At 71.7% G+C, this 18,819-nt stretch carries 19 protein-coding genes; 13 read left to right on the top strand and 6 right to left on the bottom strand.

What is annotated here, in order from left to right:
• The first annotated feature begins 146 nt into the window (after nucleotides 1-146).
• Entirely contained in the window at nucleotides 147-1,118 is a 972-nt protein-coding gene (locus AB0E19_RS09780; RefSeq protein ID WP_362175975.1) for a DUF2332 domain-containing protein, read from the top strand.
• A gap of 123 nt (nucleotides 1,119-1,241) precedes the next feature.
• Nucleotides 1,242-2,171: a squalene/phytoene synthase family protein gene (locus AB0E19_RS09785; protein WP_362175978.1), complete on the top strand. Its 930-nt coding sequence runs from the start codon at nucleotides 1,242-1,244 to the stop codon at nucleotides 2,169-2,171.
• Between the two features lie 176 nt (nucleotides 2,172-2,347).
• Here the strand turns inward: AB0E19_RS09785 and AB0E19_RS09790 are convergent, their stop codons facing one another.
• Together AB0E19_RS09790 and AB0E19_RS09795 are read right to left on the bottom strand one after the other, a co-directional pair.
• Nucleotides 2,348-2,926, bottom strand: coding sequence for a class I SAM-dependent methyltransferase (locus AB0E19_RS09790; protein WP_362175981.1), 579 nt, complete (start codon nucleotides 2,924-2,926; stop codon nucleotides 2,348-2,350).
• Between the two features lie 101 nt (nucleotides 2,927-3,027).
• Nucleotides 3,028-4,098 carry a GH25 family lysozyme gene (locus AB0E19_RS09795; protein ID WP_362175984.1) on the bottom strand — a complete coding sequence of 357 codons (1,071 nt, stop codon included), beginning with the start codon at nucleotides 4,096-4,098 and terminating at the stop codon, nucleotides 3,028-3,030.
• A 151-nt stretch (nucleotides 4,099-4,249) separates the two neighbouring features.
• Between AB0E19_RS09795 and AB0E19_RS09800 the strand changes: the two genes are divergently transcribed.
• Nucleotides 4,250-5,434, top strand: coding sequence for a helix-turn-helix domain-containing protein (locus AB0E19_RS09800; RefSeq protein WP_362175987.1), 1,185 nt, complete (start codon nucleotides 4,250-4,252; stop codon nucleotides 5,432-5,434).
• Nucleotides 5,435-5,750: 316 nt separating this feature from the next.
• Here the strand turns inward: AB0E19_RS09800 and AB0E19_RS09805 are convergent, their stop codons facing one another.
• From AB0E19_RS09805 to AB0E19_RS09815, 3 genes are all read right to left on the bottom strand, one after another.
• On the bottom strand, nucleotides 5,751-6,209 hold the full coding sequence (locus AB0E19_RS09805; protein ID WP_362175990.1) for a peptidoglycan-binding protein: 459 nt from the start codon (nucleotides 6,207-6,209) through the stop codon (nucleotides 5,751-5,753).
• A 453-nt stretch (nucleotides 6,210-6,662) separates the two neighbouring features.
• Nucleotides 6,663-7,151 carry a hypothetical protein gene (locus AB0E19_RS09810; protein WP_362175993.1) on the bottom strand — a complete coding sequence of 163 codons (489 nt, stop codon included), beginning with the start codon at nucleotides 7,149-7,151 and terminating at the stop codon, nucleotides 6,663-6,665.
• Between the two features lie 395 nt (nucleotides 7,152-7,546).
• Nucleotides 7,547-8,140, bottom strand: a complete 594-nt coding sequence (locus tag AB0E19_RS09815; RefSeq protein WP_362175996.1) for an ABATE domain-containing protein — start codon at nucleotides 8,138-8,140, stop codon at nucleotides 7,547-7,549.
• A gap of 85 nt (nucleotides 8,141-8,225) precedes the next feature.
• On the opposite strand from AB0E19_RS09815, the gene AB0E19_RS09820 reads away from it, so the two are divergent.
• The 10 genes from AB0E19_RS09820 (at nucleotide 8,226) to AB0E19_RS09865 (ending at nucleotide 17,347) form a co-directional block, all read left to right on the top strand.
• Nucleotides 8,226-9,089: an NAD(P)-dependent oxidoreductase gene (locus AB0E19_RS09820; protein WP_362175999.1), complete on the top strand. Its 864-nt coding sequence runs from the start codon at nucleotides 8,226-8,228 to the stop codon at nucleotides 9,087-9,089.
• A gap of 361 nt (nucleotides 9,090-9,450) precedes the next feature.
• Nucleotides 9,451-10,785 (top strand): nicotinate phosphoribosyltransferase, encoded by a 1,335-nt coding sequence (locus AB0E19_RS09825; protein ID WP_362176002.1) that lies wholly within the window; start codon nucleotides 9,451-9,453, stop codon nucleotides 10,783-10,785.
• Nucleotides 10,786-10,800: 15 nt separating this feature from the next.
• Entirely contained in the window at nucleotides 10,801-11,706 is a 906-nt protein-coding gene (locus AB0E19_RS09830; protein ID WP_362176005.1) for a potassium channel family protein, read from the top strand.
• Nucleotides 11,707-11,747: 41 nt separating this feature from the next.
• Entirely contained in the window at nucleotides 11,748-11,888 is a 141-nt protein-coding gene (locus tag AB0E19_RS09835; RefSeq protein WP_362176008.1) for a hypothetical protein, read from the top strand.
• 4 nt (nucleotides 11,889-11,892) lie between these two features.
• Nucleotides 11,893-12,555 (top strand): DUF4389 domain-containing protein, encoded by a 663-nt coding sequence (locus AB0E19_RS09840; RefSeq protein ID WP_362176011.1) that lies wholly within the window; start codon nucleotides 11,893-11,895, stop codon nucleotides 12,553-12,555.
• Nucleotides 12,556-12,775: 220 nt separating this feature from the next.
• Entirely contained in the window at nucleotides 12,776-13,618 is an 843-nt protein-coding gene (locus AB0E19_RS09845; RefSeq protein ID WP_362176014.1) for a PP2C family protein-serine/threonine phosphatase, read from the top strand.
• 242 nt (nucleotides 13,619-13,860) lie between these two features.
• Nucleotides 13,861-14,889, top strand: coding sequence for an MASE1 domain-containing protein (locus AB0E19_RS09850; protein WP_362176017.1), 1,029 nt, complete (start codon nucleotides 13,861-13,863; stop codon nucleotides 14,887-14,889).
• Nucleotides 14,890-15,431: 542 nt separating this feature from the next.
• A complete protein-coding gene (locus AB0E19_RS09855) occupies nucleotides 15,432-16,205 on the top strand; it encodes a glycosyltransferase family 2 protein (protein ID WP_362176020.1) in 774 nt (257 codons plus the stop codon).
• Nucleotides 16,206-16,254: 49 nt separating this feature from the next.
• A complete protein-coding gene (locus tag AB0E19_RS09860) occupies nucleotides 16,255-16,620 on the top strand; it encodes a DUF1801 domain-containing protein (RefSeq protein ID WP_362176023.1) in 366 nt (121 codons plus the stop codon).
• A 193-nt stretch (nucleotides 16,621-16,813) separates the two neighbouring features.
• Nucleotides 16,814-17,347, top strand: coding sequence for a hypothetical protein (locus AB0E19_RS09865; RefSeq protein WP_362176026.1), 534 nt, complete (start codon nucleotides 16,814-16,816; stop codon nucleotides 17,345-17,347).
• 87 nt (nucleotides 17,348-17,434) lie between these two features.
• Here the strand turns inward: AB0E19_RS09865 and AB0E19_RS09870 are convergent, their stop codons facing one another.
• A complete protein-coding gene (locus tag AB0E19_RS09870; protein WP_362176029.1) occupies nucleotides 17,435-18,691 on the bottom strand; it encodes an MFS transporter in 1,257 nt (418 codons plus the stop codon).
• Nucleotides 18,692-18,819 lie beyond the last annotated feature (128 nt).

Raw genomic sequence — 18,819 nt, forward strand, 5'->3', positions numbered from 1 at the left:
ACCGCGCCGTGAACGACGTCCTCATGCTCGACCGCGACGACCTGAAGGGCCTGCCCGACGTCTGACATGGTCATCGGATCATCGGATCGTCGGCGATGGGGCGGACGGTCGGCTGACGCGGCGGGACGAAGGGCGCGATGGGGCGGATGGCGAGCGAGACGGCGACTCGATACCAGCGGTTCGCCACACGAGAGGCGCGCGGGCACTCCCCGTCGTACGAGCGGCTGGCCGGGGCAGTGGCCGACGATCCCGGCCTCCTGGCCCTGATCGACGAACTCCCCGGCGAGCGGCGGCAGCCCAACCTGCTCCTGGCCGCCGTGCGCTTCCTGGACGGCCCGGTGGGCGGCGACTACGCCGCCTTCCGCGCGTGGACCGTCACGCACTGGACTCGCGTACGGGACACGATGCTGGAGCGGCGGACCCAGACCAACGAGCCGGCCCGTTGTGCCGTCCTGCTCCCCGTCCTGGCCCGCCTGCCCCAGCCGCTGGCGCTCATCGAGGTCGGCGCCTCGGCCGGTCTCTGCCTCTACCCGGACCGTTACGGCTACCGCTACGACGGCGGGGCGGCGTTCGGTGACGCGCAGAGCCCGGTCGTCCTGGACTGCGCCACGACCGGCCCGGTGCCGCTGCCCGAGCGGCTGCCGGAGGTCGTCTGGCGGGCCGGCGTCGACCTGAACCCGCTGGACGTGGCCGACCCGCGGGACGTCCACTGGCTGGAGTGTCTCGTCTGGCCCGAACAGCACGAGCGCCTGGCCCGCCTCCGAAACGCCGTGCGCGTGGCGCGCGCCGAACCCCCGACGCTCGTCCGCGGCGACCTCGTCGCGACGATCCGCGACCTGGTGGCGGCCGCCCCCGCGAGCGCCACGCCGGTCGTCCTCCACAGCGCGGTCCTCGCCTACCTCCCGCCGGAGGAGCGCGAGTCCTTCGCCTCCACCATGCGGGACCTGGCCTGCCCCTGGATCTCGAACGAGGCCCCGGGCGTCCTCCCCGCCGTCGACCGCCGCCTCCCGCCCCTCCCGGACCCCGACAGCCTCCAGTTCACCCTCGCCCTGAACGAACGGCCCCTCGCCCGCACCGGCCCGCACGGCCAGTTCCTCGCATGGCTCCCCACGTGGTGAGCGCGACGCCTCACGGGGACGCGTAGACCAGTAGGGCACTGCGGTCGTGCGGCAGGGGCGCCTCCTCGTCCTCGCACCGAGAGCCATAGGCTCGAAGCCGACGACGACAGGAGACCAACCGGCATGTGGAAGCGGGCTCTCGACCGGGCCGGGGTGCGACCGCCGCGGCTGCGACAGGACTACACCGAGCAACGACGGGCGGTCCGGAGGTTCGCCACGGCCGAATACGCGGCGGCGCGGCTCCTTCTCCCTGCCGCGGTACTGCCGCACGTCGTGGCCGCCGTCGCGTTCATGCACGACACCGACGACCGGATCGACCGCGGCACGCCGGACGATCGCGCGGCCGCGCTCGCCGAGTGGGACGGCCTCGTACGCAAGGCCCTCGCCGGAGGCGACTCCCCTCTGCCCGTCCTTCGTTGCCTGGTCCACACCGCCGGGCGTCACCCCGATGTGCGCACCCACGTGGAAGAGTTCCTGCAGGGCTGCGAACGTGAGGTCGCCTGGCGCACCATCGCCGACGACCGGGAACTGGACCGGTACGTACGGGAATACTCGCTTCCCGCGCTGATGCTCACGGCCTGCCTCCTCGCGCCCGAGGACACGGCCACCCGAGCGGCGTTCACCGAAGGCTGCCACCGGCTCATCCGCGCCATGCAACGCATCGACTTCCTGGAGGACCTGGCCGAAGACGTACGCGCCGGCCGCCACGGCATCCCCACCGACGCGGTGACCCGCCACGGAGCCGACCTCACCCGGCCCGGCCCCGCACTCGGCCGACTCGTCGAAGAACAAGCCGGCCGCGCCGCCGCCGACCTCACAGCCGCCGTTCCCCTCCCGACCCTCGTAACCTCCGCACACCGCCCCTTCATCCGCGCCCTCGTCGGAGTCCAACACCTCCGCCTCGACGCCGTACGCCGCGCCGGCGCCTCCCTGGCCACCTGCCCGTCGGGTCCCTCCGCACCGGCCGCCGCCCTCCTGCTCCTCAAGGAGGCCGCGAGACGGAGCTTTTCCTTCCTCACGCCGGGGCGTGACGAGGGACGAGGACGGCCGTGACCTGCTCGCGGATTGCCCGGCCCGACCGGCTGGGTACCCGAACCCACCGCCGCCGTGCAGGCAGCCTCCGAACCGTGTACGGCTCATCGGCCTGACGGACCCTCTCTGCTCCACCCGCAAAGGAAGCACCGCGAAGGCCGGACTGGACAGTCGGCTCAAGGGTCGGCTCCTGGCCGTCAGGCCATGCGCACCGCCATCAGCACTCCGCTTGCCCATGCCAGGCGGACGCATCGGAAGTCCTCGCGTTCGTCCAGCTCTGCCAGAAGGCGTTCGACGGAGGCTTCGTGGCCCTCCGGCCAGCCGGGCTGAGGCAAGAGATCGTCGATCAGGTAGGTCCCGCCGGGAGCCACGAGGTCCAGGGCGCGGTCGAGGTGTGTGAACTTGCCCGGCCAGGTGTCCGCGAAGACGAGGTCGAAGGCAGCGCCGTCGAACCCCTCCAGCCACGTGCCGCCGTCCCCGGAAACGAAGGTCACCCTCGGGTCGGCGCCCAGCTCTTCCTGGGCGATGGCCTGGACGGCGGGGTCCAGTTCGACGGTGGTCAGGTGCGATGCGGGGTCCATGCCGCTGAGGAGCCAGGCGGTGCCCTCCCCGGCTCCGGTGCCGAGCTCGAGGATCCGGCCCGCGGGCCGGGCGGCGGCGAGTGCTGCCAGAAGGCCTCCTGTTCGGTCTTCGCTGGACATGATGAAGCCCGCGTCGCGCGCCTTGGAGCGCAGCGCGGGCAGGGCGGTCGGGAGGCGGCTCGGCATGTCGTCCATCCGCAGATGATGCGGGGACCTCGCCCGCGCGGGCAAGGATCCCCGTACCTCCTCTCCCGAAGCCTGGGCCGCCTTCGTGCGTGGCCCGGATCGGCTGACCGTCAGCGGTTCGCCAGGCGGTCCAGGTCGGCATGGGTGCCGTTGAAGACGTCTCCGTTCACCGGGGCCTTGATGGCGTCGAAGAGAGCGGACGCCGTGTACTGCCACATGAGCCAGCTCGTGGAGCCGGACGGCAGCGGCGGCCGGGTGATCGACTGGCGGTAGTCCGCGAGCTGGAGGGCGTAGCCGGCGAAGGCCGTCGTCGAGTTCATGCAGTCGTCCAGGAAGGACTTCTGGGTGTAGATGATCGGCTTCCGGCCGAAGGCCGCCTCGACCCGGTCCAGCCACGCCGTGACGTCGGCGACGGAGCCGTGGACCGGGCAGCGGCTCGTGCCGTCGTCCATGCGCTCCAGGTCGAGGACGGGCGGCAGGTCTCCGGGGCGGTGGCCGGTGTAGCCGGTCGCGCGCACGGCGGCGATGAAGCGGTCCGCCTGGGCGGGGCCCGTCGGAGCCGTGGCGGCGGTGTAGAAGTGGTACGGGGCGACCGCGAGCCCGGCCTGCCGCGCCGCCTCCAGGTCGGTGGCGAGGTACGGGTCCGTGACGTTGAGGCCCCGCGTGGCCTTGACCGTCGCGAAGTCGACGCCGTCGGCGCGCAGGTCGTTCCAGTCGATCACCGCGCCTCCGGGGTGCTGGTAGACGGAGGTGTCCACGCCGTCGACGGCATAGCCCGCCGGGCGGGGCGGTTCACAGTAGGTGCCACGAGCGGACCAGTCCTCCAGCGCGGCCCAGGTGTTCGGGCCGACGATCCCGTCCGCGCCCAGTCCGGCGCACAGCTGGAACTGGACGACCCGGTTCTCCGTCCCTCCGCCGAAGTCACCGTCGACGGCCAGCGGCGCGTAGTGGTCGGGCTCCATCGTCAGGTTGAGTCGGCACTGGGCCTCCTCGACTTCCGCGCCGGTCGCCCCGCGCCTCAGGGTCGGCCGCGTGTCGGAGTGTCCGCACGCGGTGGCAGCCGCAGCCCCTTCCGGGGCGGGGCGGCCGGTCGCGCCGGCCGGCGTCGCCGGAGAGGCGAGCATCAGCGCGAGCGCCACCCCGGTGAGGGTGAGCGCCTCGCGGATCTTCCTGCGTCCCATCCGTACCTCCCATGTCTCTTGTGTTCCGATTTCCAGATCTTTGCCCGACAACATGCAGGTCGGCCGCAACGACGAGACTCACCGCGGCAGTTCTGGCACATTGGTCGGCCGGGCGTCGCGGACGTCGCGGCCGGGAACATACGGAGTCGATGTGAAACGATTCACCGAAGCGGAGCGGTTCTCGTCCCGGCTGCGCGAGTTACGGGAGAGAGCCGAGTACAGCTACGAGACGCTCGCCCAGAAGACGGGTGTCAGCCGCTCCAGCCTCCACCGTTACTGTGCGGGGGCCTCCGTCCCTCCGGACTACGGCCTCGCGCACCGCATCGGCGTCGCCTGCGGAGCCACCCCCACCGAGCTGCGCGAGCTGCACCGCCTCTGGGCTCTGGCCGATACGGAACGGAACGAGGAGAGTCCGGAGAGTCCGGAGAGCACGGAGAGCACGGAGAGCACGGAGAGCACGGAGAGCCGGGAGAGCGTCACGGATGCGGAGGAAGCCTCCCCCGCGCCGGTCCCCGCGCCCGAACTCGTGCCTGTACCCGCACCCGTGCCCGAAGTCGTACCCGTTCCCGTTCCTGTACCCGTCCCCGCATCCGCATCCGCATCCGCGTCCGAGGACGGCGGCGAGAAGACGCCGGACGAGGAGGCGGCCGCACGAGGACCGAACCGGCGGCGTCTCGCCGTCATGGCCGCTGTCACCGCCCTCGTCCTCTCCCTCACGGCCTGGGGCCTCGTCTCCACCTTCTCCCCCACCGCCACGGACAACGCGCCGACGGACGGCAGGCCACTGTTCACGGACGCCTGCGGGCCCGTCGTCAGCATGGGCCAGAACGACGCCTGCGTACGCGAAGTGCAGCTGCGGCTCCACGAACACGGAGCCCGCATCGGCGTGGACGGCTCCTTCGGGCCGGAGACCCTGCGCCGGGTCACGGCTTTCCAGGTGCTCACCGGGCTCGTACCGAACGGTGTCGTCGGGGCGCCGACGAAGAAGGCGCTCTACGAGTCGCCGGTGCGGATGGAGACGTGGGCCCCGGAGCGGGTCCGGAACCGCGTCCGGGAGGTGTTCGCGGAGGTTCCCGACGACGCCGTGGCCATCGCGGACTGCCAGTCCTTCCTGGACCCGCTGCACATCCTGCCGAACACCAACGGCACCAGGAACTGGGGGGTGTTCCAGATCTCCGACGCCCGTCTCGCGGAACTCGGCGGGACGCCCCGCCAGGCGCTCGATCCCGAGTGGAACATCCAGGCCGCCCGGAAGCTGTGGAGCCGCGATCGCGACTTCGGCGACTGGCCCCACTGCGAGCGGGCCCTGAGGCCGAGTGCGAAGCCGAGGTCCTGATGCCGAGGTCCTGATGCCCAGGTCCTGATGCCGAGTGCCCCCTCGTCTCCCCCGTGACGAGGTGCAGCAGGCGCGTACGGATCAGATGGCGAGCGAGTCGGCAGGTTCTCCGTGGCGAGCTCGCCGAAGGCCTCGGCGCTCACGGCCGGTCGCGCAACCGGCCGGGCGGCCGGCTCGGATGCCGCGAAGCCGGTGTCCGCGCCCGCGAGGGTGCGGACACCGGCGCGACCACGGCGGTGGCGCTGACGCTCGACCTCGTCATGACGCTCGGTCGCATGCCTTCTCCTCCCTTCACCCGTTCGTTCGTGAGGTGGGGTCAGCCGAGGGCGTCGGCGAACCGCGCGAACGCGGCCCTGGTGCCCGGTCCCGCGATCCCGTCGATCGGACCGTTGTAGTCGAAGGCCTCCGCCAGGAAGCGCTGCAGCGCCCTGATCGTGTCCGGGCCGGGGATACCGTCGATCGGGTCGGTGTAGTCCCAGTACTGCGCCAAGAAGCGCTGCATCGCCTTCCAGCTGTTGGTACCGAGAAGGCCGTCGATGGACCCCTCGTAGCCCCAGACATCGGCCAGTACGCGCTGGACGTTCCTGGCCTGCTTGGTGGTCAGGCCGAAGTTCTGGGTGGCGAGCGCGCCGAAGGACCCGGCGCTCACCTCCGGCGTCCGAGCCACCGGAGCGGACGCCGCGAAGCTCGTACCGGCACCCGCGAGGGTCCCGACCGCCAACCCCACGATGGCGGTGGCGCTGACGATCGACCTCGTCATGACGCTCGGTCGCATGCGTTCTTCCCTTCGTTCGGTGATGCTGCGGTGTCGAACGAGGAGGACGCTGGCAGGACTCTCCGGACCGCCGCAACGAAAGCCGTCCCGCTGGGACGGTGGGATGGTTTCGGCTGTCTGAGCTGGGATGATTCCCCGCCCGGCGGGACGGGGATGGGACGTGGACGCGGGCGAAGGGGGGGACCGGGGAGGAACCACGAAGGCCCCCCGGGGGGCGGACTGCCAGAGGTGGCAGGCGCCGGCTTTGGGCGGCTCGAAGGAGAACCCCTTGGCGCGGCTCGTCCAGGGAACGGCCGGCGACGGCGTCGCCACCTCCGGTCACAAGAACTTCCCAGATCGCCAACTACGTGGATCGGATGCCTTCTTCATGAATCCTCGGGCTGCGCACTCCGCGCCTTCGTCGAGCCGGCCCCGGCCCCCGGTCCCCGGCTCTGACACTGCGCCAAAGGTCGGTTATCCGAAGGGCGCGAACGGGGTCGAGAACGAGGTCAGGTCCGTCACGCGGACCAGGCTGAGCTCGTTCGGGTCGACCCCGGCTCCGGAAAGGATCACGTCGGTGCGCTCGACGCGGCCCCGTGCGACCCAGTGGGGGTTGCTGCTGCTGCGCCAGAGTTCGAACGCCACGGGATTCCCGGCTGTGGTGATCGTGGCCGGTTCGAAGACCGGCAGGCTGGCCGGTAGCGGCTCCTCGGGGTGGTAGAAGGGCTCGAAAGCCCGCTCCAGGGCCTCGGCGGTCTCCGCGTTGCCGGAGGAAGCGCTGAGTACCGTGACGTGTGGGACCTCGGGGTCGAAGCGTGGAGAACCGAACCACAGGTATACGTGGACGTCGCCGGAAGCTCGGGTGTAGCCGTGCCCCGTGACCTGCCGTGTTTCCGGCCAGTCGGCATCGACAGCGAAGACGCCGAAGCCTTCTGCCGATCCAGGTATGCCTTGTTCGGTCATGAGATCCCCCCGTGTTCGCTCATGACCCGGCATCCTGCCACCGCACGAGAGACGGCGGGAAGGCGGGGCGCGTCCACGCGCCGAAGGGCGCCGAGCACGGCGTCCGCGCCGACTGCGTCAGCATGGGGCTGGTCGACACCGAGAGGGCACGCGGCAGCCTCCCCTCCGACTCACATCCCTTGCGCGACGCCACCCGTCGCATCTGTCGGACCCCGTGCATCTGGTGCGGTGTCCCGTGCGGCACGGCGCGCTCTACAACCAGGTCGCCGTCTTCGAGAGCGACCACTACGACCCCGAGGCCGAACTGGAGGAGCGGTACGGGCCGTACGGCGTCGGCTCGCCCGCTCGACCGGCGCCCGGGCACAGTTCCGCTGGGGGCCGCTTCCCGCAGTCGGTCACTTGTTGGCGAGGCGGGCCTTCTTGACCCTGTTGCCGCAGGTGTTCATCGAGCACCAGCGGCGGCTCGCGCCGCGGCTGGTGTCGAGGAAGAGGCCGGCGCAGCCCGGGCCATCGCACGCCTTGATCCGGTCGCGGTCGGGGCCTCCGAGTACGTGAATGGCGTCGGCGGCGAGCACGCCGAGCGCGTCCGGCACCGGTGTTTCCTCGCCGAGGTTCCAGACCGCGAGCCCGTTCTCGTCGAGCGTCGGGCTCGACTGCCCGGCGGCCGCCGCCCTGTTCAGGATCGCGGCGTCGCCCGGATCGGGTCGCCGGCCGACGGTGACGGCCAGTCCGGCACGGTGGATCGCTTCCCTCAGGGTGAGCGCGTCCTGCAGCTCGGCGGGTGAGACATCGGGGACACCAAGGCCCGCAGCGTGCAGCCAGAGCTTCAGTCGGGCAGGGCTGGAAAGCCGCTCCTGGGGCGCCTCGCCCGCCCGGTCGCTCATCGTGGCGGTGAAGCGGAACGCCAGCACCTCGTTGCCCAGCCGGAACAGCTGACGGGCCTCCACGGTCATCATCTTCCCCACCACCATGTGCCGATGTGCTCTCACGGAACCAGCTTAGACGGTTCTACACCGGCGTCGAACGGCGCCACTATGGAACCACCTAAGGTGGTTCACAAGGGGAGGTCGTGGGATGGGCGAGGTCGCCGTCGTCGGTCTGGGCGGAATGGGGCGGGCGATCGCACGCAATCTGATCCGGGCAGGCCACGAGACCGTGGTGTGGAATCGTTCGCCGGAACCTGCGGAAGAACTCGCGGACGCCGGCGCCCTCCGCGTCGCCTCCGTCGCGGAGGCGCTCCAGTGCCCGGTGGTGTTCTCGGTCCTGTCCGACGACGCGTCCGTCGCCGAGGTCTTCCTCGACTCCGGGGTCCTCGGCGAGGCCCGGCAAGGGGCCGTCCACGTCAACATGGCCACGGTGAGCGTCGGGCTGGCCCGCCGTGCCGCAGAGGCACACGCCGCGCACGGGGTCGGCTATGTCGCGGCCCCGGTGTTCGGCAGGGTCGGTGTCGCGGAGGCGGGCGCGCTGAACATCCTCGCCGCAGGAGCACCCGAACTCATCGACCGGGCCCAGCCGTTCTTCGACGTGATCGGGTCCCGCACGTGGCGCCTGGGCGAGCTGCCCGAGCAGGCCGACATCGCCAAGATCCTGGGCAACTACCTGATCGCCTGCGCGATCCAGTCGCTCGGGGAGGCGGTCAGCGTCGCCGAAGCGGCCGGCGCCGACCCTGATCGGTTCGTCGAACTGCTGGGCTCGACGCTCTTTCCCGGTCCCGTCTACTCCGGATACGGGGCGATGATCGCGCAGCGGAGATACCAGCCGGCCGGCTTCTCCATGGCACTCGGACGCAAGGACCTCCACCTCGCCCTTGAGGCGGCAGCCGGCCAAGCGGTCTCCCTGCCGTTCGGAGAGGTGCTCAGTGGCGTGTTCGACCAGGCGATCGCCGAGGGCCGCGCAGGCGACGACTGGGCGGCCATCGCCGAGCAGCAGCCGCGCTGACACCACCGCTCGTACGGCCCAGGGGGCTGGACCCGCCGTGTCCAGCCCCTGGGCAGGGCAGTCCGCATGCCGCAAGGTGTCGCCGCTGGTCAGGCGTGGCGAGGATCGGAGGGCCGCGGCGAGAGCCCGTGTCGGTGTCGTGACCCTGACCGGCGACGTGCGCGACGGCACGCTCATCTCACTCACGCACTCATCTCACTCATCTCACTCATGCCGCTCATGCCGCTCATGCCGCTCATGCCGCTCGCGGAGCGTCCGGCCCCGGCCGTCGAGGGTGTGGGCTCTCGCCCACGCGGCGGGGGGCGAGAACCCGGCGGCCCGTCCCCGTGCGGGGCGCCGGCCGGCCGCGCATGCTCGAAGCATGTCCGAGGTGACGACCACCGACCTGTACGAGGTCACGATGGCGCTCTCGTACCTGCGGGAGGACATGCGGGCGCCGGCGACGTTCAGCCTGTTCGTACGGGACCTTCCGCGGGAGCGGGGCTTCCTGGTCGCCGCCGGTCTGGAGCCGGCCCTGGACTACCTGGCCGGGTTCCGGGTGGGCCGTGCGGACGTGGAGGAGTTCGCGAGGGCGTTGCGGCGTCCCGTGGCGGACCTCGACCCCCTGCGGGGACTCTCCTTCGACGGCGAGGTGCGGGCCGTTCCGGAGGGCAGGATCGTTTTCGCCGGCGAGCCGCTCCTGGAGGTCACCGCGCCGCTTCCGCAGGCCCAGCTGGTGGAGACGTACCTGTTATCCCTGCTCTGCCACCAGACGGCGGTCGCCTCCAAGGCGGCCCGCTGCGTGCAGGCCGCCGCTGGACGCCCTCTGGTGGACTTCTCGCTCCGCCGGGGCCACGGTCCCGGGGCCGGCATGCAGGCGGCCCGGCTGTGCGCCCTGGTCGGTTTCGCGGGCACCAGCAACGTCGCCGCCGCCTGCCGGTACGGCATCCCGGCGGCCGGCACGATGGCGCACTCGTACGTCGAGTGCTTCCCCTCGGAGGAACGGGCGTTCCGCGCCTTCGCCCGTACCCATCCCGGTCCGGTGACGTTCCTGGTCGACACCTACGACACCGGGCGCGGGGTCGCCACCGCGGCCCGCGTGTTCGCGGACCTCGGGCTCGCCGAGGGGTGCGCGATCCGGCTCGACAGCGGCGACCTGGGAGCGCTGGCCCGGCGGGCCCGGGCGGCCCTCGACGCGGCGGGCCTTGCGGACGTCCGGATCATCGCGAGCGGGGGCCTGGACGAGTACGGAGTGGACCGGCTCGTACGGGACGGCGCCCCGATCGACGCCTACGCGGTCGGGACGAAGGTCGGCACGGCCGTCGGCGCGCCGTATCTGGACGCCGCGTACAAGCTGGTCGAGTACGACGGTCGTCCCGTCATGAAGCTGTCGTCCGCCAAGGTCACCGCTCCGGGCCCGAAACAGGTCTTCCGGGGACCGGGGCTGCGCGACGTGATCGCACTGGCGAACGAGGCAGCGCCCCAAGGTACGGAGCCGTTGCTGAGGACCGTGATGCGCGGCGGACTGCGCACCGGGCCTCCGGACACCCTCACGGCGGCCCGGGCCCGCTTCGAGGCGGACCTGGCCGCACTGCCGGAGGAGGCGCGCGCCCTCGACTCCCCGGTCGCCCCCGTCCCTCCGATGTCGACCCGTCTGACGGCGCTGACGGCCGTGGTCCGCCACCGGATCGCCGTCCGGGCCACGGCGACGCCCTAGCGGAAGGGACGACCGATGGCCTGGATCGTGACCCCGCTGGGTGCCCTCCTGGTCCTCGTCATCCTCCGGGACGTCTTCCACACGCTGTGGCATCCGACCCGGCACGGCGGCCTGAGCAGACGCGTGATGCGGACCGTCTGGCGGCTGTCGGCCCATCGCGGATCGCGCTGGCGGCCGGCCGGGCTCGCCGGGCCCCTCGGCATGGCCGGGGTCGTCGCCGTCTGGGCCCTGACCGTGGCCCTGGGGTGGGCGCTCGTCTACTGGCCCCACATGCCGGAGGACTTCTCGTACGCCTCCGGTCTCACCCCGGACCAGCACGCCGGACCCGTGGACGCCCTGTACGTCTCCCTGGTCACCCTGGCCACGCTCGGCCTCGGCGACATCGCTCCGGCCACGGGATGGCTGCGCGTGCTGGCCCCGTTGGAGGCCCTCGTGGGCTTCGTGCTGCTGTCCGCGACCGTCGCATGGATCCTCGGCGTCTACCCCGCCCTCGCCCGCCGCAGAACCCTCGCCCTGCGCCTCTCCCACCTGCGCCGCAGCGCGACCACGACCCGTTCCCTCGACTCCGGCGGCGGCGCGGCGGTCCTCGACGGACTGGCCTCCGCGCTGGCCACCGTCACCGTCGACTTCATGCAGTACGCCGAGTCGTACTACTTCCACGACGCCGACGAGAACACGGCCCTCCCCGGGCAACTCGGCTACGCGCTGGCCCTCGCCGAACGGGCGGCGGACGCGGACCATCCCGACGTGAGGCTCTCCGCGTCGGTCCTGGACAAGGCGCTGGAGGACCTCGCCGTCGTCCTCGACGAGCGCTTCCTGCGCACGGGCGGAGGACCCGGGCAGGTCTTCGCCGCCTGTGCCCGCGACCACGGGCACCCAGAGGCGCCGGACGGCCCTCCCCGCCGAAACGGACGATCCTGAGAGGTGGAGGCGCCCGATCCGTCCACGGAAGGTGAACGGCGATGAGGCACCGGAGCCCGGCCGAGCCGCTGACTCCCACAGTCGTCGGCATCGGGCGGCAGACGACGTCCAAGGGAATCGTCCGGCTCCTGGACGAGTGCGACATCACCGCCGTGTCTCCGGTCTCCGGTCTAGGGAAGTGACGACATGAACGGCTCCCGCACACTCTCCCCGCCCGTCCGGGTGACGGCGGCCCTCGACACCCCGCTCTCCCGCTGGCTGTGGCTGGTCAAATGGCTCCTCGCGATCCCGCACTGGATCGTGCTGTTCTTCCTGTGGATCGCCTTCCTGGTCGTGACGGTGATCGCCTTCTTCGCGATTCTCTTCACCGAGCGGTACCCGCGGCCCCTGTTCGACTTCAGCCTCGGCGTGCTGCGCTGGTCGTGGCGGGTCTCGTACTACTCCTACGGCGCCCTCGGCACCGACCGGTACCCGCCCTTCAGCCTGGGCGAGGAGCCCGGCTATCCGGCCCGGCTGGACATCGCCTACCCGGAGCGGCTGTCCCGCGCACAGGTGCTGGTCAAGTGGTGGCTGCTGGCCATCCCGCACTATCTGGTCCTGGCGTTCTTCACCGGCGGCATGCGCGCCGGCTGGTGGAGCGGTGGTCTGATCACCCTTCTCGCGGTCATCGCCGGCTTCGCCCTCGCGTTCACCTCGCGCTATCCCCGGGATCTGTTCGACCTGGTCGTCGGCCTCAACCGCTGGGTGCTGCGCGTCGCCGCCTACGCGAGCCTCATGACGGACACCTATCCCCCGTTCCGCCTCGACCAGGGCGGCAGCGAACCGACGCCCCCGGAGAAGTCCCTCTGACGGCGACGCCGGGCGCGCCGCGGCGAGCCGGGCGGACCAGGCGGGTTCGACCTGCTCCCGCTCCGGTCGCGGGGTGGGGGCGCGGGACCGATGAGATGCGGACGTCGGCGCCTGCGGCCAGAGTGGGGTAGGACCTTTTCCATCGAGGTGGTCCCCTTGGTACTGCATGCTGGAGATGAGACGCACTGATGCGAGGGCTCTCGTGACGTCGGAGTGATCGATGTTCCGCAGACGGCCGGCCGACAACAGCGAGGACCTCCTGGTCCGGCTCGGGTCGCTGACCGCGAGGGCTCGGGAGCTGGCCGAGACGCAGCGATCCCGTGTCGAACTCGCGGTGGCCCTGCAGCGAGGCATGCTGCCCTCGGACCTTCCCCGTTTCCCGGGCGCCCGGCTGGCCGTCCGCTACGAGCCCGCCAACCACGGGCTCAACGTCGGCGGTGACTGGTACGACGCCTTCCCCCTGCCCGGCGGGCGGATCGGCATGTCCATCGGTGACGTGCAGGGGCACAACATCGAGGCAGCCGCCTTCATGGGGCAGGTCCGCGTGGGGTTGCGCGCGCTGGCCTCCGTCACCGGCGACCCCGGAGAGCTGCTCGGTCGCACCAACGACCTGCTGATCTCTCTGGGCGCGGACCTCTTCGCCACCTGCACCTTCCTTCGCCTCGACCCCGTCGCCGGCACACTGGAGTGCGCCCGGGCCGGTCACATCCCGCACATCTGGGCCACCGTCGACGGCCGCTCCGGCATCGACGACGGCGAGGGCGGGCCTCCGCTCGGCGTGCTCCGCGGCGTCGCCTACCCGACCACGTTCCAGCGGCTCACCGTCGGCGGCGTCTTCGTCCTCCTGACCGACGGGGTGGTGGAGGGGCCCTCGCTCCACCTCGACGACGGTCTGGACCAGGTGATGCGGCTCGCCGGGATCACCGCCGTCGCCGGCCTGGGCGTCGACGCGCTCGCCACCGCCGTCATGAAGATGGCGGCCACGGTGGGTCACGAGGACGACGCCGCCGTCCTGGTCGTCGGCCACGATGGCGGACCGGACCGGTCGCCGGTCGAGGGGTGAAGAGAGGGGGCGTCCCCGGTGGGCCCCTCTCTGGAGGGATGTCTACGGGCCTCCGCCGCTCGATCCGAGCAGAACGGACGGGAGCCGCCCGGGTCCCCGCCGGGGTCCGCCCGGGGTCCGCCCGGGTCCGCCCGGGTCCCGTGCCCCGCGCCGGACCTCGGACCGGTCCGGGCTCGTGCCATACCGCGGCCGCCCGACACGCAGGGGCCCTTGCCCGGCGGTGGCGGCCCGGCCGGTGTCTGATGGCTGACGTGTTGGTGACTCCGCAGTTCCGAAGGTTTGCAGAGGCGGCCCTGGCGTCGCTGGCCGTCGCGGCTTGCTACTACGCGGCCGGGCGGCTCGGCCTGCTGGGCCGCCTCGTCGTCGAAAGCGTGGTGGTCACCCCCATCTGGCCGCCCACCGGCGTCGCCGTCGCCGCCCTGCTGCTGCTCGGCGTGCGGGTCTGGCCCGGGATCGCCCTCGGCTCCTTCCTCGTCATCGCCTCCCTCACCACTCCCGGGCCGACCACTCTGGTGACCGTTGCCGGCAGCACCATCGCGCCGCTCTGCTCCTTCCTGCTGCTGAGACGGGTCGGCTTCCGGCTCGACATGGCGCGGCTGCGGGACGGAGTCGCCCTGGTGTTCCTCGGCGGGTTCGGCGCCATGCTGATCAGCGCGACCGCGGGCGTCGCGCTGCAGGTGGCGACGGGTTCCCTGGACAGCAGCGAGTTCTGGGCCGTCTGGCTGGCCTGGTGGGTGGGCGACACGATGGGGGTGCTGCTCGTCGCCCCGCTCCTGCTCGTCCTCGGGAGGCCGGACGGACGGTTCCGGCCACGACGCTGGAAGGAGGCCGTCTTCCTGGGGCTGGCGACCCTGGTCCTCATGCCCATGGCCGTCCTCAACCCGATGAGCATGCTGTTCCTCGTCTTCCCCCTGCTGATCTGGGCCGCGCTCCGCTTCCAGCTCGCCGGAAGCATGCTGTGCGCGCTCTTCGCCTCCGTGCTCACCACCATCGAGGCGACCTCCGGGCGGGGCGCGTTCCTCCACCTCTCGGACGTCGAGATCATGGTCAAGCTCCAGGCCTTCAACGGCTCCGCCGCCCTGACCGCCCTGCTCCTCGCCGCCGTCATCACCGAGCAGCGCGCGACCCGCCGGTCGGTGCGCCGCGCCTGCCAGGAACTGGCGGAGGTCCTGGAGCACCTCGCGGCGGGCGATCCCCCGCCGGGCCCGCCCGGCATCGCCGGCACGCCCGGGAGCCGGGCGGACCCGTCCGGCGGGCCCCTGGATCCGTGAGCCCCCGCGCCGTGCCGGTCCGCGGGGCCCGGCCGCCGAAGGCGTCTGTACGCGGCCACGCCGGAGCGGCCTGCGGGGACGAGTCCGGGGACCGGGCGGGCGGGGGCGCACACCGCCCGTGTGACCTGCGCTCTGCCCGGGGGCGTCGACGTGCTGTCGCCGACGCACCACGCCGACGGCTACCTCGACGAGGGCGGCGCGGTCGCCACCCGGCCCCTCGCGGGCGGCTCGAAGCGGCGTCCGCGTGTGACGGGCGGAGCCGGGCTGCCCGCATCCCGGACTTCTCCGGCCTCTTCTGCCTCTCCGCCTTCTCCGCCCTATCCGCCTTCTCCGGCACCGCTGCCCGATCCCTTCAGTCAGCGAGCCCCGGTCACCACCACGGAACCGCTCCAGGGCGCTCCGTGAGCCCCACGCGGTCGCGCGCCGCCCGGGCGTGCCCTGTCGACCGCGCTCCGACCTGCGACAATCATCCCTGTGGCGGCTCGTGCTCGCCTGCGGTGCTTGAATGGGCTGTCGTTCCTGGTCTTGCAAGGAGAAGTGCTGTGCCCCTGGTGTCGGTCGTCATGCCCGTGTACAACTCCGCGGCGACCCTTGGACCGGCCGTACGGTCGGTGCTCACACAGACCCACGTCGACCTGGAGCTGCTGGTCACCGATGACCAGTCCTCCGATGGCTCCATGGATCTGCTCCGCGAGTTCGCCGAGCAGGACGAGCGCGTCCTGCCGCAGTCGGCGCCCGAGCGGGGCGGCGCCGGCCGGGCCCGTAATCTCGCGATCTCGCGGGCCCGAGGCGACTACGTCGCCTTCCTCGACAGCGACGACATGTGGCTTCCCGAGAAGACCGAGAAGCAGCTCGCCTTCGCCGCCGAGGGCACTGCGCCGCTGACGTTCACCTCGTACTTCAAGATGGACGCCGACCACGCCGGCGAGAGCACCGACTGGGTCCCGAACGGCCGGGTGATCCGCGCGCGCGGACACGTGGACTACCGCGCGATGCTCGTCCGGGACTACATCGGTGCCCTCACCGCCATGTACGACCGCCGTGCCCTGGGCACGAGGCTGATGCCGGAGATGCGCAAGCGCCAGGACTACGCCCTGTGGCTGTCGATCATGCGGGACGGCGCGGACGCCCGCGGCCTGGCCGAGCCGCTGGCGGTGTACCGGGCCCATCAGGCGAACTCCTTGTCCTCCAACAAGGCGTCCTTGATCAAGTACAACTGGGAGCTGTACCGCGAACACGAGCACCTCTCGGTCCCCCGGTCGGCACGGGCGCTCGCCGGCGCCACGTGGCAGTCGCTGCGCAACTCCCGGATCTAGGTTGTTTGGCATGTTGATGTGGGCCTCGAAGCAGGCATAACCTCACGGAATGGTGCAGAGCAACGCGACCGACGTCGACGGCTACCTGACCGAGGCTCCCGAGGAACGCAGGGGCATGCTGGCCAGAATCCGGGAGCTGTGCCGCGAGGAACTGGTGGGCTTCGACGAGGTCATGGCCTACGGAATGCCCGCGTACGAGCGCGATGGCACCTGCGAGATCGCGTTCGCCAGTCAGAAGCAGTACATCTCCTTCTATCTCATGCGCAGTGACGTCCGTGAGGCGTTCGAGGAGCGGCTGGCCGGGCAGGACATGGGCAAGGGCTGCCTGCGGTACCGCAGGCCGGAAACCATCGACTACGGCCTGTTGCGGGACCTGCTCAAGGCCACTGCCGTCCGGCCCGGCAAGGTCTGCTGACACCGTCGGGCACCGGGGCTGCCGATCCGGTCCGGACGACTCCGGACCGGACCGGCATCAGAGCCGGACGACCACGGTCTCGGGCGCTCGCGAGGCGGCCTGAGCACCAGGATTCCTCACTGTCGACGTGTCCTCCCACCGGCCCCAGGCCACGCCGCCGGCCTTGTCGGTGCCCGGTGTTAGCGTCACGGACATGGCGAACCGTTCATACCTCTACTCCGCAGACTCGATGCCGAGCGAGACGGAGCTCCCGCAGCGGATCCGCTGCATCTCGGAGCACAACTGGGACATCCCGCTCGCGCACAAACTCATGGCGGGCCGGGGGACGACGATCGTCCCGTCCATGATCTGGAACCCGCCGATCGGCATCGCCGCGGAGTACGCGGGCGGGGCGGCGCTGCTCCACGACCTCCTGCGCGCGGTCGGCAAGGGCCTGGAGGACGACGTCGAGTTCGCCGAGTGCGTGGCCGGGACCACGGCCCACCTCGAGAAGCAGCAAGCGAAGTACTTCGTTCTCGAGACCGGGGAGATCGTCTCGATGACCGATGACGATCCGGCGGCGCGCGTCCGGCGCCTGGCCTCCGAGGACATCCCCGACACCGTCGCCCAGGCCGAGGCCGCGATCTCCGGGCAGAACGACGACTGGCTGGCTTCGATCCGAGCCGACTGGCAGAAGCACTTCGCGTCCTTCTACAGCGAGACGCTGTACTTCTCCTTCCCCGGCTGAGGGTCGGGAGCTCGGAGGCCGCGTCCAGCTCGGGCAGCCCGTCGGGGCCGGAGGGCTGTCCGAGCTGCTGGACGAGAGCTCGTGCTGTCAGGCGAGGTCGCGGTGGCGGCCCACGCCGCTGCCGAAGAGGTAGAGCGGGGGCAGGAAGGCGGCGGCGCAGACGATCCAGAGGGCGGTGTGGGCGCCGGTGTAGGTGGCGAGGAGGCCGGCGGTGAGTGCTCCGAGCGGGAGCGCGCCCCAGGAGACGAAGCGGACCGTGGCCATCACGCGGGACAGCAGTTCCGGGGGCGACTGAGTCTGCCGGTAGGTGCGGGTGGTGATCGAGCCGATGACGGTGCCGAAGGCGAAGCCTGCGTTGCCCAGGGCGAACCAGTACGCGTCCCCCGCCGACGTGGTGAGGGGGGCGAGGAGGAGCAGCGCGCCGCCGGCCAGGTCGGCCACGATGATGCCCCACGCGGTGCCGAGGCGTGAGGTCACGCGGACCGCGACGGCCGCGCCGGCGAGCGCGCCGACCCCGTCCATGGCGAGGACGAGACCGAGCTGTACGGAGTCGAGGCCGGCCTCGCGGACCAGGTAGAGGGGGGTGAGGGCGACCAGGGCCGCGTTGAGGAAGTTGGCGGCGGTCGCCCAGATCATGCAGGGCCGCATGACCGGGTGCTTGGTGACGTACCGCCAGCCCTCGCGCATCAGTCGGAGCGCGCTCTCGCCGGTGCGGGGCCCGGGGCGGCTCTCGGGAAGGGTGCGCAGGAGCGCGGCGGAGGCGAGGTAGCTGGCGGCGTCCACGACGAGGGCGCCGACGGGGCCGGTCGCACCGATCAGGATGCCGCCGAGGGAGGGGCCGCCGGTGTCCGTGACGGCGTGCGTGCCGGACATGACGCTGTTGCGGGCGGCCAGCTGCCGGGCCGGGACGACGGCCGGCAGGAAGGTCGAGTTGCCGATGTCGAACAGCACCGTGGCCGCGCCGGTGGTGAGCGCCGCGAGCAGCAGGTGCGGATACGTGAGGGTGCCGAGCCACCACGCGAGCGGCAGCGATCCGAGCGCCGCGAACCGTACGAGGTCGAGCGCGACCTGGAGCCGGCGCAGCGGTACGCGCTGCGCGACGACGCCGGCCGGGAGGCTGAGCAGCAGCCAGGAGACCTGCCCGGCGGCGGCGAGCAGGGCGACCTGGAAGGCGGTGACGTCGAGGACGGTGAGGGCGACGAGCGGCAGGGCGAGGGCCGTGACGGCGCTGCCCGCTCCGCTGACGGTGGCGGCGGCCCAGAAGCGCCAGAAGACTCCTGGCGGCGAGGACTCCTGCTCGTCGTCGCGCCGGTCCTGCTCCTGGATCACTCGTGCCCCGCTCATACGGCACCCACCCCCTGGGATTGCTTAGTCTCTTTTGGGAACTCACTCGTTCCAGGTGAGTTTCTATCGGGAACCGACCCCATGGCGCAAGATGGTCCCGATGAGCGCCGCGGTGCGCGGAGGAGTGG

The organism is Streptomyces sp. NPDC047974, from assembly GCF_040653375.1.
GTDB lineage: Bacteria > Actinomycetota > Actinomycetes > Streptomycetales > Streptomycetaceae > Streptomyces.

What these genes read in the sequence shown, in the direction of transcription:
- AB0E19_RS09810 (WP_362175993.1), bottom strand. Translation starts at nt 7,151, where the DNA reads ATGACCGAACAAGGCATACCTGGATCGGCAGAAGGCTTCGGCGTCTTC.
- AB0E19_RS09870 (WP_362176029.1), bottom strand. Translation starts at nt 18,691, where the DNA reads ATGAGCGGGGCACGAGTGATCCAGGAGCAGGACCGGCGCGACGACGAG.
- AB0E19_RS09860 (WP_362176023.1), top strand. Translation starts at nt 16,255, where the DNA reads ATGGTGCAGAGCAACGCGACCGACGTCGACGGCTACCTGACCGAGGCT.
- AB0E19_RS09820 (WP_362175999.1), top strand. Translation starts at nt 8,226, where the DNA reads ATGGGCGAGGTCGCCGTCGTCGGTCTGGGCGGAATGGGGCGGGCGATC.
- AB0E19_RS09840 (WP_362176011.1), top strand. Translation starts at nt 11,893, where the DNA reads ATGAACGGCTCCCGCACACTCTCCCCGCCCGTCCGGGTGACGGCGGCC.
- AB0E19_RS09850 (WP_362176017.1), top strand. Translation starts at nt 13,861, where the DNA reads ATGGCTGACGTGTTGGTGACTCCGCAGTTCCGAAGGTTTGCAGAGGCG.
- AB0E19_RS09830 (WP_362176005.1), top strand. Translation starts at nt 10,801, where the DNA reads ATGGCCTGGATCGTGACCCCGCTGGGTGCCCTCCTGGTCCTCGTCATC.
- AB0E19_RS09825 (WP_362176002.1), top strand. Translation starts at nt 9,451, where the DNA reads ATGTCCGAGGTGACGACCACCGACCTGTACGAGGTCACGATGGCGCTC.
- AB0E19_RS09865 (WP_362176026.1), top strand. Translation starts at nt 16,814, where the DNA reads ATGGCGAACCGTTCATACCTCTACTCCGCAGACTCGATGCCGAGCGAG.
- AB0E19_RS09805 (WP_362175990.1), bottom strand. Translation starts at nt 6,209, where the DNA reads ATGCGACCGAGCGTCATGACGAGGTCGATCGTCAGCGCCACCGCCATC.
- AB0E19_RS09795 (WP_362175984.1), bottom strand. Translation starts at nt 4,098, where the DNA reads ATGGGACGCAGGAAGATCCGCGAGGCGCTCACCCTCACCGGGGTGGCG.
- AB0E19_RS09790 (WP_362175981.1), bottom strand. Translation starts at nt 2,926, where the DNA reads ATGGACGACATGCCGAGCCGCCTCCCGACCGCCCTGCCCGCGCTGCGC.
- AB0E19_RS09780 (WP_362175975.1), top strand. Translation starts at nt 147, where the DNA reads ATGGCGAGCGAGACGGCGACTCGATACCAGCGGTTCGCCACACGAGAG.
- AB0E19_RS09835 (WP_362176008.1), top strand. Translation starts at nt 11,748, where the DNA reads ATGAGGCACCGGAGCCCGGCCGAGCCGCTGACTCCCACAGTCGTCGGC.
- AB0E19_RS09785 (WP_362175978.1), top strand. Translation starts at nt 1,242, where the DNA reads ATGTGGAAGCGGGCTCTCGACCGGGCCGGGGTGCGACCGCCGCGGCTG.
- AB0E19_RS09845 (WP_362176014.1), top strand. Translation starts at nt 12,776, where the DNA reads ATGTTCCGCAGACGGCCGGCCGACAACAGCGAGGACCTCCTGGTCCGG.